This is a genomic window from Streptomyces erythrochromogenes, from assembly GCF_040684695.1.
Classification (GTDB): Bacteria; Actinomycetota; Actinomycetes; order Streptomycetales; family Streptomycetaceae; genus Streptomyces; species Streptomyces erythrochromogenes_C.
Genome location: NZ_JBFBGM010000011.1, coordinates 1 through 16,088 on the forward strand (window position 1 = coordinate 1; position 16,088 = coordinate 16,088).

Here is a 16,088-nt window from a genome sequence, read left to right on the forward strand (position 1 = left end):
GATCCGCCCCGGCCGGATCCGCCCCGGCCGGATCCGCCCCGGCCGGATCCGCCCCGGCCGGATCCGCCCCGGCCGGATCCGCCCCGGCCGGATCCGCCCCGGCCGGATCCACCCCGGCCGGATCCGCCCCGGCCGGATCCGCCGCGTGCGCCGCGTGAGCCGCCGCCGTCCGCAGGTCCTCGTACGGGTGGGCGCGCAGCCCGACGACTGCCCCGCGGGCTCCCGCCTCGGTAGGCTGGAGCGGCCGGGCGTCCGCGACGGGGAGGTACGGGATGGGGAACACCGCGACCGGACCCGGCGCCGCACCCGGACCCCGGCCCGGGACGGGATCCGGCGCCGACCCGGGCCTCTACGGCCCCGCGTCCGTCACCTGGAACTGCCACGGCGACCCGATGATGTGGATCGCCGGAGTCCGCGCCCTCTACCTCCAGGCCCTCCACCCGCGCGCGGTCCGGGGCGTCATGGAGAACTCCGACTTCCGGCGCGACGCCTGGGGCCGGCTGCTGCGCACCGCCGACTTCGTCGGCACCCTCACCTACGGCACCACCGAGGCCGCCGAGCGTGCCGGTGGTCGGGTTCGCGCCATCCACCGCAGGCTGTCCGCCACCGATCCGGCCACCGGTCGCACCTTTCCCGTCGACGACCCCGAACTGCTGCTGTGGATCCACTGCGCGCAGATCGACAGCTTCCTGCACGTCCTGCGCAGATCGGGCATCGCGCTCACTTCCGCCCAGGCCGACCGCTACGTCGACGAGAACCGCGTCAACGCACGCCTCGTGGGCCTCGACCCGGCCGGCGTGCCCGCCGACACCGCCCAGCTCGCGGCCTACTTCGAGCAGGTCCGCCCCGAGCTCGCCGCCGGCCCCGACGCCCTCGCCGTGGACGACTTCCTGCGCGGCCCGCCCGTCCATCCCCTCCTCGTCCCTGGCCGAAACCTGCTGTGGCGCCCGCTCGCCGGCCTCGCGTACGGTTCCCTCCCCGGCTGGGCGCACCAGCTGTACGGGCGCCCGGCTCCCGCCCCGCGCAGCGTCACCCGGCGCCTGCGCCTCACGGGACGCGTGCTGCGCAGCATTCCCGCAGGTCTGCGGTGGAAGCTGCCGCCAGGTCACATCTTGAAAGCGATGCGTCGCATGGGCCCCGCGAGCCGCCCCTCTCCGTACACACTGCGTACATCAGCGGCCATACTGGACCGGCCGGGGAGGGCGTAGCGCGACAACGGGGGCGACTTTAAGACATGGCGGAGTCCAGACTGATCCAGGGCCGGTACCGGTCGCTCGATCTGATCGGGCGCGGCGGCATGGGCGAAGTATGGCGCGCCCGGGACGAATCGCTGGGCCGGCAGGTCGCCGTGAAGTGCCTCAAGCCCATCGGCGCCGATCAGGACGCCCACTTCACCCAGGTGCTGCGCGAGCGCTTCCGGCGCGAGGCGCGCGTGGCCGCCTCCCTCCAGCACCGCGGCGTGACCGTCGTGCACGACTTCGGCGACGACAGCGCCGCCGGCGGCCCCCTCTACCTCGTCATGGAGCTCCTCGAAGGCCGCAACCTCAGCCAGCTCATGGAGGACAGCGAGACCCGCCCCCTCCCCGTGGACGTGGTCGTCGACATCGCCGAGCAGATGGCCGCCGCCCTCGGCTACACCCACGACCAGGGCGTCGTCCACCGGGACCTGAAGCCGGCCAACATCATGCGGCTCGTCGACGGCACCGTGAAGATCTGCGACTTCGGCATCGCCCGGCTCGCGCACGACATCGGCTTCACCGCCAAGCTCACCGGCGGCGGTATGGCCATGGGCACCCCGCACTACATGTCGCCCGAGCAGATCGCCGGCGGCGAGGTCGACCACCGCAGCGACCTCTACTCCCTCGGCTGCGTCCTGTACGAGATCGCCACGGGCGCCCCGCCCTTCGACCTCGGCGACTCCTGGTCGGTCCTCATCGGCCACCGCGACACCGCGCCCGTGCCGCTGCGCGAGCACCGCCCCGAGCTGCCCGGCTACTTCGAGCAGGTGGTCCTGGACCTGCTCGCCAAGTGCCCGGACGACCGTCCGCAGGACGCCCGCCACGTGCACCGCAGGCTCGTGGAGTCCCGGCTCGGCCCCGGCGGGCTGCCCGGCGCCCTTCCGCCGCTCCCGGCCTGGGCGCGCGGCATGACCGCCGGCCGCAAGGCCGGCATCGAAGCACGTCCCGCGAGCGGCCAGTGGGCCGTGCTCACCGGTTCCTGGACCGCCGTGCGCCCCGGCGGCGAACAGAGCGCCCCGCGCCCCGGCGGCGAGGGCCACGGCACCATCGTGCGCCCCGCGCCCACCGAGGACCCGCGCCTCACCGCGGCCTACGGGTTCCCGCGCCCGGCCGGTCCGCGCGAGACCGGCCCCGACGCGCTCGCGGCCGGCCACGCCCGCGCCCGCACCCTCAGCCGCGCGGGCCGCCCCGAGGAGGCGCTGTCCGTGTACGCGGCCGTGGCCGACGGGCGCGCCCGGGTCCTCGGCGCGGACCACGCCGACACCCTCGCCGCCCGCCAGGAGGCGGCGTACGAGATGGGCCGGCTCGGCCGCCACCAGGAGGCGCACGACCTGTACCGCGCGGTGCTCGTCGCGCGCGAGCGGACCATGGGCCAGCTCCACCCCGACACGCTGCGCTGCCGCCACAACCTGGCCTGCGCCCTGCGGGCGCTGGGCCGGTACGCGGACGCCCACACCACCGCCGTCGCGGTCGCCGCGGACCGCGCGGCCGTCCTGGGCGCCGAGCACGCGGACACCCTGCTGACCCGGTACGAGGCGGCGTACGTGCTCGGCCGCCTCGACCGCTGGCACGAGGCGCTGGCCGGCTTCCGCGAGGTCGCCGCCGCACGGGAACGGGTCCTCGGCCGCGACCACCCCGACACCCTGGCCGCCCGCTACGAGGTCGGCATCGCCCTCGGCCGCACCGGCGGCAGCGCCCAGGCCCTCGACCTCTTCCGGGCCCTGGTCCGCGACCGCACCCGCGCCTACGGGGCGACCGACGCGGAGACGCTGCGCGCCCGGCACGTCCTCGGCGTCAACCTGGGCCGCCTGGAACGCTGGGAGGAGGCGGTGGCCGAGGCCCGGCAGGTGGCCGCCGTACGGGCCGAGGTGCTCGGCGCCGAGCACGCGGACACCCTGGTCAGCCGCCGGGAACTGGCCGTCGGCCTGGGCCGGCTCGGCCGCTGGGAGGAGGCCCTGCCGATCTACCGGGACCTGTCCGGCATCCGCGAACGGTCGCTGGGCGACGAGCATCCCGAGACGGTGCTGGCCCACGCCGACGAGGCCCACTGTCTGGAGCGGCTCGGCCAGGTGTGCTACCAAGAGCCATGACGACCTTCGGGCGGGACGTGTACGACGACGTGATCGTGGGCGGCGGGCACAACGGTCTGGTGGCAGCCGCCTACCTGGCCCGGGCCGGCCGCTCGGTGCTGGTGCTGGAGCGGCTCGGGAACACCGGCGGGGCGGCGATCTCCAGCAGACCCTTCGTGGGCGTCGACGCCCGCCTCTCCCGGTACTCCTACCTGGTGTCGCTGCTGCCCGAGAAGATCGTGCGCGACCTGGAGCTGAGCTTCGCGGTACGCCGGCGCACGGTCTCCTCGTACACGCCGACCGAGCGCGACGGGCGGCCCGGCGGACTGCTCGTCGGCGGGGGCGAGGAGCGCACCCGGGCCTCCTTCGCCAAGCTGACCGGCTCGGACCGGGAGTACGAGAGCTGGCGTGCCTTCTACGCGACCACCGGGCAAGTGGCCCGCAAGGTCTTCCCCACCCTGACCGAACCGCTGCCCACGCGGGCGGAGCTGCGGGCCCGGATCGACGACGAGGCCGCGTGGCGGATGCTGTTCGAGGAGCCGCTGGGACAGGCGGTGGAACGGCACTTCGCCGACGACCTGGTCCGCGGGGTGGTCCTGACGGACGGCCTCATCGGCACCTTCGCCGACGCGCACGATCCCTCGCTGGCCCAGAACCGGTGCTTCCTCTACCACGTCATCGGCGGCGGTACGGGCGACTGGGACGTGCCGGTCGGCGGCATGGGCGCCCTGACGGACGCCCTGGCGGCGGCCGCGACCAAGGCCGGGGCGGAGATCGTCACCGGCCACGAGGTGCTGCGGATCGACACCGACGGGGCCGGCCCGGCCGAGGTGGTGTTCCGTACGGCGACCGGCGAAGGCCGCGTCGTCGGCCGGAAGGTGCTGGTGAACGCCTCGCCGCGGGCACTGGCCGAACTCCTCGGCGAGGCCCCGGCCCAGGACCCGGCGACGGCCCCCGAGGGCGCCCAGCTCAAGGTCAACATGCTACTGCGCCGGCTGCCCCGGCTGCGGGACACCACCGTCGACCCGCGCGAGGCCTTCGGCGGGACCTTCCACATCGCCGAGGGCTACGAGCAGCTCGCCCGGGCCTACGCGGAGGCCGCGGCCGGTGAACTGCCGTCCGTACCGCCGTCGGAGATCTACTGCCACTCGCTCGCCGACCCGACGATCCTCGGGCCGGAACTCGTCGAGCAGGGCTACCAGACGCTCACCCTCTTCGGACTGCACACCCCGGCCCGGCTGTTCGGGCACGACAACCAGCAGGCGCGCGAGGTGCTGCTGACCGCCACCCTCGCGCAGCTCGACGCGCACCTGGCCGAGCCGCTCACCGACTGCCTGGCCTTCGACGCGGACGGCCGCCCCTGCATCGAGGCGAAGACCCCGCTGGACCTGGAGCGCGAACTGAGGCTGCCCGGCGGCCACATCTTCCACCGCGACCTGTCCTGGCCCCACGCGGACGAGGGCGGGGGCCGGTGGGGCGTGGAGACGTCCCGCGCCAACGTCCTGCTGTGCGGCGCGGGCGCGGTCCGCGGCGGCGGCGTCAGCGGGGTCCCCGGCCACAACGCGGCGATGGCCGTGCTGGGGCACTAGGGCGTGTCCGAAACCGGCCGGTCATGGGCGCGGCCGCGCCTAGGGTGTTACCCATGCGTAATGTGAGAGGTGTGAGTGACAACGGTGGCGCGGAGCGCCCCGGCGGACCGTTACGGCGCGGGGTCCTGAAGGCGGCCGTCGCCGGAGCCGGAGCGGTCGCGGCGGTGGGCGCGGGGGCCTCCGCCGCGAGCGCGGACACGGGGAAGCGGGGCGCCCCCGTCTTCGTCCTCGTCCACGGCTCCGGAAGCAACTCCTACGGCTGGAACCCGGTCGTGCGGGAGCTGGGCCTGCGCGGCCACCGGGCGATCGCGGTGGACCTGCCCGGCCACGGGCCCGGCGCCTACTTCCCCGTCTCCTACCAGGCCCCGCAGGACCTGGCACGGCTGGCCACGGAGCCGTCGCCGATCAGTGCCGTGACGCTGTCGGACTTCGCGGCGCACGTGGTCGAGACCGTCCGCGCCGTGCACCGCAGCGGCCCGGTCGTCCTGGTCGGCCAGAGCCTGGGCGGGGCGACGCTGAACGCGGTCGCCAACCGGGTACCCGAGCTGATCGCCCACCTGGTGTACGCGTCCGCGTTCTGCCCGACGCGGCACGGCTCGGTGGCGGAACTGATGACGACTCCGGAGGCCGCCTCCAGCGCCCTGTTCCGGATCCCCGGCTTCACGACCCCGCCGGAGCTGGGCGTCAACCGCGTCAACTGGCGGTCCGGCGACCCCGCCTTCTTCGCGGCGGTCAAGGACGCGCTGGCGGCCGACTGGTCGGACGCGGAGGTGCGCACGCTCCTGAACATCCTCGAGCCGGACGAGTCGGCGGCGATCGGGACCGCCGACGCCCGCGGGCTGCCCGACCGGTGGGGGCGGGTGCCGCGCACCTTCCTGCGGTTCGGCGAGGACCGCGCCATCCCGCCGGCCCTGCAGGACCTGATGATCCGCGAGGCGGACGGGACGACGCCGGGCAACCGCTTCCGCGTACGGTCGCTGGCCGCGCCGCACGCCGGCCCCCGGGATCCGGCGGTGTGGGCGGACGAGCTGGAGCGCGTGGCGCGAACGTGCGCCTGAGGCCGGGCAGCCGGTGACGCGGCCGGGGTGATGCGATCCGGGTGATGCGGCCGGGGTCATGCGGCCGGGGTGACGGGCCCGCCGGCGTGCCTACGCGGCGGGTTCGATCACCACGATCGGGATCTCCCGGTCCGTCTTGGCCTGGTACTCGTCGTAGGCGGGCCAGTGCCCCACCATCACCGGCCAGTAGGCGGCGCGCTCCTCGGCGTTCGCCGTGCGCGCCGTGCCCTGGAGGATCTGCGGGCCGACCTGGATGCGGACCTGCGGCTCCGCGCTCAGGTTGCGGAACCACAGGGGGTGCTCGTCGGCGCCTCCCTTGGAGGCCACCAGCAGGTAGCGGCCGTCGGCCTCACCGTAGATGAGCGGTGTGCGCACGGGCTTCCCGGAGACCCGGCCGACGGTGGTGAGCAGGAGGGTCTGGGTGCCGTTCCAGTACTGGCCCTCGGTGCCGCCGGATCCCACGTACTGCTTGACGTGGTCCAGCTGCCAGCTCCCGGCCCGCGGGTCGGTCGGGTGGTCCCAGTCGATTCCGGTCGTCATGGGGTGTCGCCTGCCTTCGTGTCGAACGGTCAACGAACCTCACCAACGAGTGCCAACGCCGGTGGGTGCGCCCTCCATTCCGGCCGGAAGGGTGAACCCGCCGAAGAGGCCGTCCATCGCCCGGTGCGCCACCGCGGCCGGGGTGGCGCGGACGGCGAGGTCGCGCAGGGCCACGGCGAGGGGGTGGGTGAGGGCGGCGACCCGGCCCGCGCGGCGGGCCCGGACGCGGATGGCGTCGGTGCGGGCGCAGCGGGCCGCGCTGTAGGCGGCGAGGGCCGCCGGAACGCCGGCCGTTCCGGCCCCGTCCAGCAGGTGGGCCAGGACCACCGCGTCCTCGACGGCCTGGCAGCCGCCCTGGCCGAGGTTGGGGGTCATGGCGTGGGCGGCGTCGCCGAGCCAGGCCAGCCGTCCGTGGTGGAAGCGGGGGAGCGGCGCCGCCAGGTCGTAGAGGTCGTGCTGGAGCACGGCCTCCGGATCGATCCGCTCCAGCAGTGCCGGGACCGGGTCGTGCCAGGTGCCGAAGCGGCGCAGGAGTTCGGCGCGGACGTCGGCGGGGCGATGGCCCTCGGGGGCCACGGCGGTGGCGTAGACGTACGTCCTGCCGTCGGCGAGCGGGACCACACCGAAGCGTTCGCCGCGGCCCCAGGTCTCGGCGGTGACCGCCCCGGACGGGCTCGCGGCGGCCGGCAGGACGGTGCGCCAGGCGGTCTCCCCGCTGTGGCGCAGGCCCGGGTGGTCGGGGAAGTACCGGCGGCGCAGGGGGCTGTGGATGCCGTCCGCGGCGACCACGAGGTCGGCACAGCCGTCGAGGTCGCCGGCCGGGGTGCGGACCACCGGGAAGCCGTCGGCGTCGTCCACGGCGGTGACCTCGACGCCGTAGTGGACCGTTCCGTCGGGGAGCGCCGCGGTCAGGGCGTCGGTGAGGGCCGAGCGGTGCAGGGCGAGCGGCGGCCCGCCGTAGCGGGCGGCCAGGGCCGCGGTGTCGGCGCGGCTCAGCCAGCGGCCGTCGGGGCGGCGCAGGCCCATGGCGGCCGGCACGGCGCGCCCCGCGGTGCCGCCGATGTCGAAGCCGATCGTGTCGAGGGCGCGCAGGGCGTTGGGGGCGAGGACGATCCCGGCGCCCACGGCGGCCGGGCCGGGGGCCCGCTCGCACACGGTCACCCGCCAGCCCTTGCGGTGCAGGGCCAGGGCCGCGGTGAGTCCGCCGATCCCTGCCCCCGCGACGACCGCGTGACGCTGAACTGCCGACATGACGGGTCCTGCCTTCCTCCAGGCCTCTACATGTGTAGAGGGCGACGGTTTCACTCTACAGCTGTAGAGTGGTGCGATGTCCACCCCTCCTCCTGCCGATCGCAGGACCCTCATCGCCGACACCGCGATCGGCCTCGTGGCCGCCGCCGGCCTGCGGGGCCTGACCCACCGCGCGGTCGACGGTGCCGCGGGGCTGCCGGCGGGCAGCACCTCGTACTACTTCCGTACGAGGACGGCGCTGATCGCGGCCTGTTACCAGCGGCTGGCCGAACTGGACCTCGCGGACGTGGACGACGGCGGTCCGCCCGGGTCGGTCCCACCCGCGGCCCCGCCCGCCCTCGCGGTGACGCCGCCGGACCGGGACGCGGCCGCGGCAGCCCTGGCCGGGCTGCTGTACCGCTGGCTGACGGTGGGGCGCGAGCGCCAGCTGGCCCGCTTCGAACTCAGCCTGGAGGCCGCCCGAAACCCGGAACTCCAGGCGGACCTCCACCGGGCGGGGCAGGGGGCCCGGGCCCGTGCCGCGGGCATCGCCGCGGCCCTCGGGTCCGACCGGCCCGAGGAGGCCGCCGAGTTGCTCGTCGCCTGGACCGAAGGGCTCCTCTACGACCGGCTGGCCGGCGCCCTGGCCCGGTCCCGACCGGCCCCGGACCTCGCCGAACTGGCCGCCGTCGCACGCCGGATGCTCGCCGCGGCCCTCGCGGACCCGGCCTGACGCACGGGGCCGGCGGGCCGGTCCGCACGCGAAAGAGCCCCGCCACACCGGGGGATGTGGTGGCGGGGCTCTTCCATCGGTGCGCACCGGCGGATCAAGGCGGGAGGGCCGGTGCGTTCCTCCTGGTGGAGTGTGCACACGCTACGCCCGGGGTGGCCGAAAATACACCCCTTCGCATGGCTTGAATTGGGCGCTCGGGAGGGTCAGGATTTTCTGTTCAGGCACCGCCCGAAGTCCGCGCCCACGCCTGCGCGAACAGCTCGTGCAACGGCGCCGTCGGCAGCAGCCGCACGAACGGGGCCAGGATCTCGCCGCGCCACAGCGGCGACGCCAGGTGGCTCGCCAGCTTCACCGTCTCCAGCGGCAGGTGCGGCGCCTTCAGCTCGGTCCACTCCCCGGGCAGGAACACCGTCCGGCCGGCCCGCGCCCGCTTCGCCTCCACCACCGCGCCCGTGGCCAGGAGTTCCGCCCGCGCCGCCGCGTGCTGCTTGGCCGACCAGCCGTTCCACCGCCGCACGTTGCGGTCGGTGGGCGCGGCGAGCGCCGCCAACTGCAGGTAGAGCGCCGCCGCGTCCGCGCCGGTCCCGAGCCCGCCGGCCACCCGTGCGACCAGCTCGGGGCAGGACTGCCGCGGGTCCGCCTCGTACGCGCCGACCGCCACCGCCCCCGAGGCCGCCCGGCGCACCATCCGCTCCAGCCCGCCGCCGGCCAGCAGCACGGCCACCCGGTCCATCGCGTCGGCGAGCCCGGTGATCGCGCGGATCCGCCCCCGCACCTCGGGGTCGTGGGCCGACGCCGGCCGCAGGAAGGCGGCACCACCGGGCGCGCACACCACCAGCGGACCGGAGTCGTACGCCGTCACCGGCGGCTTGCCGCCCTCCTCCCGGGGGTCCTCCGCCACCGGCAGCCGATCCGGGCCGAACTGCTCCGCGAACGGCACCGTGCTGTCCGCGACACGCCCTCCGGGCAGCGCCATCAGCAGTTCCGGGCGGTCCAGTTCGGCGCGCAGCCGCGCATACAGGTCGGCCGCACCGGCCACCGCCGGATCGCCGACGGGCCGGTCCGTCCACGCCCACACCAGTGCGCTCGCGATCTGCCCGACCGGCAGGCCCACCGGGGTGCGGCGCGGCAGGTCGGATCCGGCCGGGGGAACGGCCCGGACCTCCGCCCGGTCCCCGTACCGGGTGGCCGCCAGCTCCCAGCCGGCCGCCTCCACGGTCGCGTCCGCGGCGGCCCCGTAGCCGCCCGCCAGCCGGCGGGCCCACACGTCCGACAGCCCGAGGTCCGTCTCCAGGGCGTCCGCCGCCTCCTCGTGCACCGCCGACCCCGTCCCGAGCAACTCCCGCCACACCGCGGCCATCCGCTCCACGGCCGCCCCGACCCCGCCCGGCCGCCACAGCTCCTCCGGGTCCGCCGGCACGCCCGCCGCCAGGACGGCACGCCGACCCGCGCAACCCAGCCGCTCGCGCAGCACCTCGTACGACTCCGCCGTCATCGGCGTCGCCCGGTACGGGGCCCTGCGGGCCACGGCCCGCTGCTCGTCGCGGTCGGGGCGGCCGACCAGACCGGCCACCACCAGCCGGGCCACCGCCGCGCGCACGCCGGTCAGTTCGGCGAAGCGCGCGGCCGCCGACTCCGGGACCGGGACCGGCCCGTGCGCGTCGACCGCGGCCACCAGCGCCCGCAGCCGGGCCGCGTCGTCCCGGTCCACACCGACCAGCCGGGCCTGCGCGACCGCGGCCGGCACCGGGTCCCCGCCGTCCGGGCCGCCGCCTTGCAGGTCCCCGCCCTCCGGGCCGCCGTCGGCGGCGGGCGCGACGAACCAGTGCTGCGACGCGCCGGCCCGAACGGGCGCGGCCGCGACCACGGTCCCACCGGCCCGCAGAGCGTCCAGCACCTCGGCCGGCGCCCCGCCCACCCACCACCGGCTGCCCGCCCGCGCGACGGGCTGGTCCGCCCACGTGTCCAGGAGCGCCAGCAGGGCCGCCCGCTCCCCGTCCGGCGTCGGCGCCACAGCCGCCCGCCACGCGGCGGCGTCGATCGACCCCAGCAGCTGCGACCAGTCGTGCGGCGGCGCGGGCGGCGAGAGCCGCCGCACCTCCTCCCCGATCGTCCCGGCCAGACAGGCGCCGTCGGCGATGAGCGCGCTCAGCGTCGCCGGCAGGGCCACGTCCGCCGTACGCCGCCACGCGTGCTGCTCGCCGTGGCTGAACAGCCCGAACAGCGCGGGCATCAGCTCGGTGTCCGGAGCCGGGCGGCGCGGCAGGGCCGCAGGCGCCTGAAGCAGCAGGCTCACCCGCCGGTGCAGGGCGCGCCGCCGCTCCTCCACCCGGGCGGCCCGCCCGGCCACCGCCGCCACGGCCTCGGCCAGCACCGGGTCGGTGACCTCCGGCAGTTCCCGCGCCACGGCCGCGCGCAGCGCGCCCGCCCCGTCGAGAGCGGCCTCCAGCAGCGACTGCGCCGCGGCGGACCCCACCGCCCGCAGCGCCCGGGAGCCCGCGGCGTCCCGGGTGCGCAGCAGGTACCAGAAGGCCGGCGGCAGGGCAGCGCCCCCCGAGACGGTGACCCGGCGGGTCGCAGTGCCCCGCGACGACCCGGGCCTGGGGTGCCCGTCCAGTTCCCACAGCAGCGCCCCGTCGGCCGCGTACGCGCGCACGCCCGTCAGGGTCTGCGCCTCGGCGAGGACCACGTCCTGCGCCGCCCCCTCCGGCGGTGCCCACAACCCCCACGGCTGCTGGCCCGGCCGGTCCACGTCGAACCGGGCGCTGCGCCCGTCCACGCTCCGCACCAGGTAGTGGTCGGGCGCCGCGGCGCGGTGCCCCGTACGGAAGAGGACGCGGGTCCCGACCAGGCCGTCGCGGCTGCCCAGCGGGGAGCCGGACAGGCCAGCGGGCAGCGGCGCCAGCTGGAGGGCCTCCATGTCGAGGGCCATACCGGCCTCGGACGGCTCCGCGGCCGGATCGGGGTTCGCGGCCCGCCCGGGGAAGTCGGGCAGCGCGGCCGCGCCCCGAGCCTCCCCGGTGACCGGGTCGACGAGCTCCCAGGGGCGCCGCCCGAAGACGGCGTTGGTCCAGATCCGCGAGCCGTCGCCGAGCTGCAGCTCGTCCCGGTCGATGCCCTCGCGGCCGCCGGGGCACAGCACCCGGTGCCCGCCGTGCCGTCCGCCGCCGTCGGCCGTCTCGAACTGGAAGCCGTACGCGCCGTCCAGGCTGCCGCCGCAGGGCACCAGCCCGCCCGTCTCGTCCGGCGTGAACGGCTCGTCCGGGCGGTCGGCCCAGAAGGCGACGTCGCAGTGGTAGCGGTTCCCGGGCGTCCAGCTCACCAGGAAGGAGCCGCCCACGTAGTGCACCGCGTGCATGGCCGCGTCCTCGGGCACCGTGAACCGGCAGGAGCCCCGCACCCCGTCGGGGGCGACGGCGACCGCCCGGTCCCGTCCGAACACCGTCAGCACCGGCCAGGTCGAGGTCACCCCCGCCACCCCGGGCAGGACCGCCACCGCCTCCTCGGGGCCGGCGTCCGCCGCGAACCGCGCGTACACGGACTCCAGTTCCGGCCAGGCCAGTTCCTCCGGCAGCCCGGCCGCCAGCGAGCGCCGCAGCGCTCCCGCCGCGCCCGCCCCGGCCAGCGCGTCGCCGATCCCGCCGAGGGCCGAGACCGTCGGCCGGTCCAGCAGGGTCTCCAGCTCGGCCACGGCCTCCTCGGCCCCCGCCATGCCCCCGCCCGCGACCGTGTCGACGAGCTTGCCGACCCGTACGGCCACCTCCTGGGCGATGCCCGCGTTGCCCGGCAGCAGCGTCACCGCCGAGCCCGCCCGGCGGGTGGGTCCCGCCGGCCACTTCGGCCTCAGGTCCGCGTGCACGGTCCCCTCCAGCCGGGGGCCGAACACCGGGTCGGCGGCCAGCGCCGCCAGGTCCCGGCGGGAGTCCGGACCCCAGAACCGCATCCGCACCTGCGGACCCGGATCGACGACCGGGACCCCGGCCGCGAGGCACGCGTCCAGCACGTCCGCGTCGAGGCCGTGGTGCCGGTACCGGGTGGTGTGCACCGCGACCGGGTCGCCGGCCGCCCGCAGCCGCGGGCCCAACCGTCCCACCAGGTCGAGGAATTCCTGCGGGAGCGGCTGCCGGGCGACACCGCCGCCCGACTGCGCCGCGTACTGGTACATGCCGACGAAGCCGCCGACCCACTGGTGCAGGCCGCCCTCCGGGACCACGCGCCCCGCCTCCATGGCCTCCGTCGCGCCGCAGGCGATCAGCATCCGCAGCCACGCCCCGCCGTCGGTGGGCCCGTCCGGGAAGACCTCCACCAGCCCGGCGGCGACGGTGTCCGCCGGCGGGTGGGCCGCGAGCACCGGCGCGGCGGCCGTCAGCAGCGCGTCCGGCACGGACTTCTTCCGGGTGACCGACAGGACCGCGCCCACCAGCCGGGCGACCTCCCCGGTCCCGAGCCCCGCGGTCTTGGCGGAGGCGCGCACCCGCCGGACCAGGTCCGCGGGGAGGTCCGCGGCCGAACCGGCCCACGCGGTCAGGAACGCCTCCAGCGCGGTGTGCGCCGCGGCCGGCTCCAACGTCTCGGCGAGGAACCGCTGGTGCGCCCCGAACTCCTTCGCCGGCATGGCGCCGCCCTTGGCGAACAGCAGGGCGTTGGCCCGGCGGTAGGCGGCGTCCACCGGCAGCCCGTGGCGGTCCTCGGCCGCGCGGGCCGCGGCATAGGCGCGGCCGCCCGGGCGGCTGCCGTGGCCGATCAGCCGGTGGCCCACGGTGTCCCAGAACCACGGCAGGTGGGCGGGCGGCAGCCGGCGCGCCCACGCCGTCATCGTGTCGACGAACCGGCCCGGCTTGGACCGGGACCGGTTCAGTTCTCCGCCCATGCCGTCGACCAGGTCGCGCGCGGCCGCGGCGGCGCCCGGGTCGTGGGCGGCGACCCAGTCGGCGTAGGTGGTCGAGCGGTGCGTGCCGTTGGCGGGCAACAGGGCGTCGGGCGAGGCGATCATGCCCCGGATCGTCGCACGCGCCGCCGACAGGGCGGCCGGGCGGGCGCAGCACCTCTGCGCGAAGGGCGGGTTCTAGGATCCGGTCATGATCGCTGAACTGCAGTGCGTGGTCCTGGACTGTCCCGAGCCGCGGGTGCTCGCCGATTTCTACCGGTCGCTGCTGGGCGGCGACGTCGACCGGCCGGACCGGCGCTGGGCCCTCGACGAGGACTGGGCGACGCTCCACACACCGTCCGGGCCGGTGCTCGCCTTCCAGCGCGCGGCGGACCACGTGCCCCCGAGCTGGCCCGACCCGAGCCGGCCGCAGCAGTTCCACCTGGACCTCGGCGTCGCGGACCTGGACCGGGCGCAGGAGGCGGTGTTCGCGGCCGGCGGGACCCTGCTCGACGGATCGGACGGACGCGGCTGGCGGGTCTACGCGGACCCGGCGGGGCATCCCTTCTGCCTCGTACGGGACTGACCCGCCGGGCTGTTCGGGCCGTTCGGGCCGTTCGGGCCGTACGGTGCGTTCGGGCCGTTCGGAACCCGGCCCGGCCCACCGCTCAGTCCGCCGACCGAGTCCAGCCGACGGCCTCGAGGCGGGCGGCGTCGGCGGGCCGGTCCTCCGCGAACAGCAGCCGGGCCGGTTCCGCCACACGCACGACGTCCACGTACACCCCGCGGCCGACGTAGCGGCCCGTGGCGGTGTGGCGGAACCGCAGCCGTACCTCGCGGCCCGCCCGGGTGGCGGTGAGGGGCGCCTCCAGGCGGTGCCAGATCCGTCCGGACCAGCCGCCGACCGAGCCCCGCGGCCACTCCTCGGGGGCACCGCCGGTGGACCGCACGGTGGTGAACGGCAGCGGGGCCCACTCCACACCGTCCGGCGAGACCTCCAGGTGCAGGGCGCCTTCGCCGGGCACGGTGTCCCACCACACCGCGCAGCGCAGCCGGGCGGCGGCCGTGGCCGGGGTGAGCGGCGGCAGGGTGAGGGTGCCCGAGCCGCCGGGGGTGGTGCCCGAGAACCAGGCCGCGCCGCCGTGCCGGGTGCGGACCGGGACGGCGCGGGCGAAGCGGTTGCCGACCGCGACCCGCGGGGCGCTTCCGGCCCGCCAGGTGCGCACGGGGTGGACGGAGTTGCCGAGCAGGATCAGGAAGGAGTCGGTGGAGGGGTCGAGGACGAGGGAGGTACCGGTGAAACCGGTGTGGCCGGCCGAGTGCGGGGTGGCCATGGCACCCATGTACCAGTGCTGGTAGAGCTCGAAGCCCAGGCCGTGGTCGTCGCCTGGGAAGGCCGTGTTGTAGTCGGTGAAGAGCAGCTCGACGGAAGCGGGGCGCAGGATGCGCCGGCCCGCGTAGGCCCCGCCGTCGAGGAGGGTGCGGGCCAGGACGGCCAGGTCCCAGGCGGTGCCGAAGACCCCGGCGTGGCCCGCGACCCCGCCGAGGGCGTAGGCGTTCTCGTCGTGGACCTCGCCCCACACCAGGCCGCGGTCCAGACCGGACCAGGGCGGCCGCTGCACCTCGGTGGCGGCGGTGACGCGGCGCCAGGAGAGCGGCGGGTTGTAGCGCGTGCGGTGCATACCGAGCGGAGCGGTGATCTCGTCGTGGAGCAGGACGTCCAGAGTGCGGCCGGTGATCCGTTCCAGGAGCAGTTGCAGCGCGATGAGGTTGAGGTCGGAGTAGCGGTAGACCGTTCCCGGGGTCTCCTGCGGCCGGACCGACCACAGCAGCCGCAGCCGGCCCTCGCGCGTGGACTCCTGGTAGAAGGGCGCCCACGAGCGCAGCCCCGAGGTGTGCGTGAGCAGCTGACGGACCGTGATGATCTCCTTGCCGCCGCCCGTGAACTCCGGGAGGTAGCGGCGCACCTGGGCCTCCAGCTCCAGGCGCCCCCGCTCCATCTGCTGCACGGCCAGGATGGAGGTGAACAGCTTGGTCAGTGAGGCCAGGTCGAAGACGGTGTCCTCGGCCATCGCGATCCTCTCGGCCGCGGGGAACTCCCGGACCCGGTCGGTCCGTCCGTCGTACTCCGCGTAGCGGACGGCGTGGCCCATGGCCCGGTGCAGGGCGACGGTCCGGCCCCGCCCGGCGAGGACCACCGCCCCCGCGTAGTACGGGTGCTCGGGGGAGGGGCCCAGGAACCGCCGGGCCTCGTCCGCCACCGCCTCCAGGTGCCGCTCCAGCAGCCCGGCCTGGCGCGCGGAACCGTACCGCAGGCGCAGTCCCTGCAGGGCGCGCCGCTCGGCCGGGCTCCCGGCCGCGCCGGCCGCCCCGGGGAGGGCGGCGTGCAGGACGAGCACCCCGCCGAGCGCGAGCAGCCGCGCCCCGAGCCGCCGCCGGCTCAGCCCCCGGCGGGGCTCGTGGGCGCCGTCGTGCTCCGGCTCCGGGCGCAGCACCCGGCCGTTGCGGAGCGCCGGCTCCGGGACGGTCCCGCCGTCGCGCGGCTGCTCGCGGCCGGTGCCGCCCGTCCGGTCCGTGCCGGCCTCCGCCTTCACTTCGGCCCCCGTGTCCGCTGCCATGTCCGGCCCTCCTCGTCCGCATACCGCAACCCGCATACCGCAACCCGCATACCGCAATCCGCAACCCGCGTCCCGCAACCGCGTTCCGTGCCCGCACCACGTGTCCGCAGTGCCGTCCCGACGGGCCTCTTCCGGCCCGCACCGGC

General features: G+C 76.5%; 11 protein-coding genes. 6 read left to right on the forward strand and 5 right to left on the reverse strand.

The window, feature by feature from the left end; all coding sequences use genetic code 11:
• The coding region (locus AB0O53_RS17970) for a hypothetical protein (RefSeq protein ID WP_365196617.1) at positions 1 to 283 on the reverse strand (283 nt) is incomplete at its 3' end.
• On the opposite strand from AB0O53_RS17970, the gene AB0O53_RS17975 reads away from it, so the two are divergent.
• The 4 genes from AB0O53_RS17975 (at position 273) to AB0O53_RS17990 (ending at position 5,954) form a co-directional block, all read left to right on the forward strand.
• A complete protein-coding gene (locus tag AB0O53_RS17975; protein WP_350993716.1) occupies positions 273 to 1,208 on the forward strand; it encodes an oxygenase MpaB family protein in 936 nt (311 codons plus the stop codon). The two genes, AB0O53_RS17970 and AB0O53_RS17975, sit on opposite strands and share 11 nt — an antisense overlap.
• Positions 1,209 to 1,234: 26 nt before the next feature.
• Positions 1,235 to 3,328 carry a serine/threonine-protein kinase gene (locus tag AB0O53_RS17980; protein ID WP_350993714.1) on the forward strand — a complete coding sequence of 698 codons (2,094 nt, stop codon included), beginning with the start codon at positions 1,235 to 1,237 and terminating at the stop codon, positions 3,326 to 3,328.
• Positions 3,325 to 4,896, forward strand: a complete 1,572-nt coding sequence (locus AB0O53_RS17985; RefSeq protein WP_350993712.1) for a phytoene desaturase family protein — start codon at positions 3,325 to 3,327, stop codon at positions 4,894 to 4,896. The genes AB0O53_RS17980 and AB0O53_RS17985 overlap by 4 nt, the downstream gene beginning before the upstream one ends.
• A gap of 71 nt (positions 4,897 to 4,967) precedes the next feature.
• Positions 4,968 to 5,954 carry an alpha/beta fold hydrolase gene (locus AB0O53_RS17990; RefSeq protein WP_365196622.1) on the forward strand — a complete coding sequence of 329 codons (987 nt, stop codon included), beginning with the start codon at positions 4,968 to 4,970 and terminating at the stop codon, positions 5,952 to 5,954.
• 90 nt (positions 5,955 to 6,044) lie between these two features.
• Here AB0O53_RS17990 and AB0O53_RS17995 read toward each other — a convergent pair whose 3' ends face one another.
• Positions 6,045 to 6,494, reverse strand: a complete 450-nt coding sequence (locus tag AB0O53_RS17995) for a nitroreductase family deazaflavin-dependent oxidoreductase (protein WP_350993708.1) — start codon at positions 6,492 to 6,494, stop codon at positions 6,045 to 6,047.
• Positions 6,495 to 6,533: 39 nt separating this feature from the next.
• Positions 6,534 to 7,745 carry an FAD-dependent monooxygenase gene (locus AB0O53_RS18000; protein ID WP_350993706.1) on the reverse strand — a complete coding sequence of 404 codons (1,212 nt, stop codon included), beginning with the start codon at positions 7,743 to 7,745 and terminating at the stop codon, positions 6,534 to 6,536.
• A 76-nt stretch (positions 7,746 to 7,821) separates the two neighbouring features.
• On the opposite strand from AB0O53_RS18000, the gene AB0O53_RS18005 reads away from it, so the two are divergent.
• Positions 7,822 to 8,457, forward strand: coding sequence for a TetR/AcrR family transcriptional regulator (locus AB0O53_RS18005; RefSeq protein ID WP_365196625.1), 636 nt, complete (start codon positions 7,822 to 7,824; stop codon positions 8,455 to 8,457).
• A gap of 217 nt (positions 8,458 to 8,674) precedes the next feature.
• Here AB0O53_RS18005 and AB0O53_RS18010 read toward each other — a convergent pair whose 3' ends face one another.
• A complete protein-coding gene (locus AB0O53_RS18010; protein WP_365196628.1) occupies positions 8,675 to 13,450 on the reverse strand; it encodes a hypothetical protein in 4,776 nt (1,591 codons plus the stop codon).
• An 85-nt stretch (positions 13,451 to 13,535) separates the two neighbouring features.
• On the opposite strand from AB0O53_RS18010, the gene AB0O53_RS18015 reads away from it, so the two are divergent.
• On the forward strand, positions 13,536 to 13,910 hold the full coding sequence (locus tag AB0O53_RS18015) for a VOC family protein (RefSeq protein WP_350993700.1): 375 nt from the start codon (positions 13,536 to 13,538) through the stop codon (positions 13,908 to 13,910).
• An 82-nt stretch (positions 13,911 to 13,992) separates the two neighbouring features.
• Here AB0O53_RS18015 and AB0O53_RS18020 read toward each other — a convergent pair whose 3' ends face one another.
• Positions 13,993 to 15,942, reverse strand: coding sequence for a serine hydrolase domain-containing protein (locus AB0O53_RS18020; RefSeq protein ID WP_365196631.1), 1,950 nt, complete (start codon positions 15,940 to 15,942; stop codon positions 13,993 to 13,995).
• Positions 15,943 to 16,088 lie beyond the last annotated feature (146 nt).

What these genes read in the sequence shown, in the direction of transcription:
- AB0O53_RS17975 (WP_350993716.1), top strand. Translation starts at nt 273, where the DNA reads ATGGGGAACACCGCGACCGGACCCGGCGCCGCACCCGGACCCCGGCCC.
- AB0O53_RS17980 (WP_350993714.1), top strand. Translation starts at nt 1,235, where the DNA reads ATGGCGGAGTCCAGACTGATCCAGGGCCGGTACCGGTCGCTCGATCTG.
- AB0O53_RS17985 (WP_350993712.1), top strand. Translation starts at nt 3,325, where the DNA reads ATGACGACCTTCGGGCGGGACGTGTACGACGACGTGATCGTGGGCGGC.
- AB0O53_RS17995 (WP_350993708.1), bottom strand. Translation starts at nt 6,494, where the DNA reads ATGACGACCGGAATCGACTGGGACCACCCGACCGACCCGCGGGCCGGG.
- AB0O53_RS18000 (WP_350993706.1), bottom strand. Translation starts at nt 7,745, where the DNA reads ATGTCGGCAGTTCAGCGTCACGCGGTCGTCGCGGGGGCAGGGATCGGC.
- AB0O53_RS18005 (WP_365196625.1), top strand. Translation starts at nt 7,822, where the DNA reads ATGTCCACCCCTCCTCCTGCCGATCGCAGGACCCTCATCGCCGACACC.
- AB0O53_RS18010 (WP_365196628.1), bottom strand. Translation starts at nt 13,450, where the DNA reads ATGATCGCCTCGCCCGACGCCCTGTTGCCCGCCAACGGCACGCACCGC.
- AB0O53_RS18015 (WP_350993700.1), top strand. Translation starts at nt 13,536, where the DNA reads ATGATCGCTGAACTGCAGTGCGTGGTCCTGGACTGTCCCGAGCCGCGG.
- AB0O53_RS18020 (WP_365196631.1), bottom strand. Translation starts at nt 15,942, where the DNA reads ATGGCAGCGGACACGGGGGCCGAAGTGAAGGCGGAGGCCGGCACGGAC.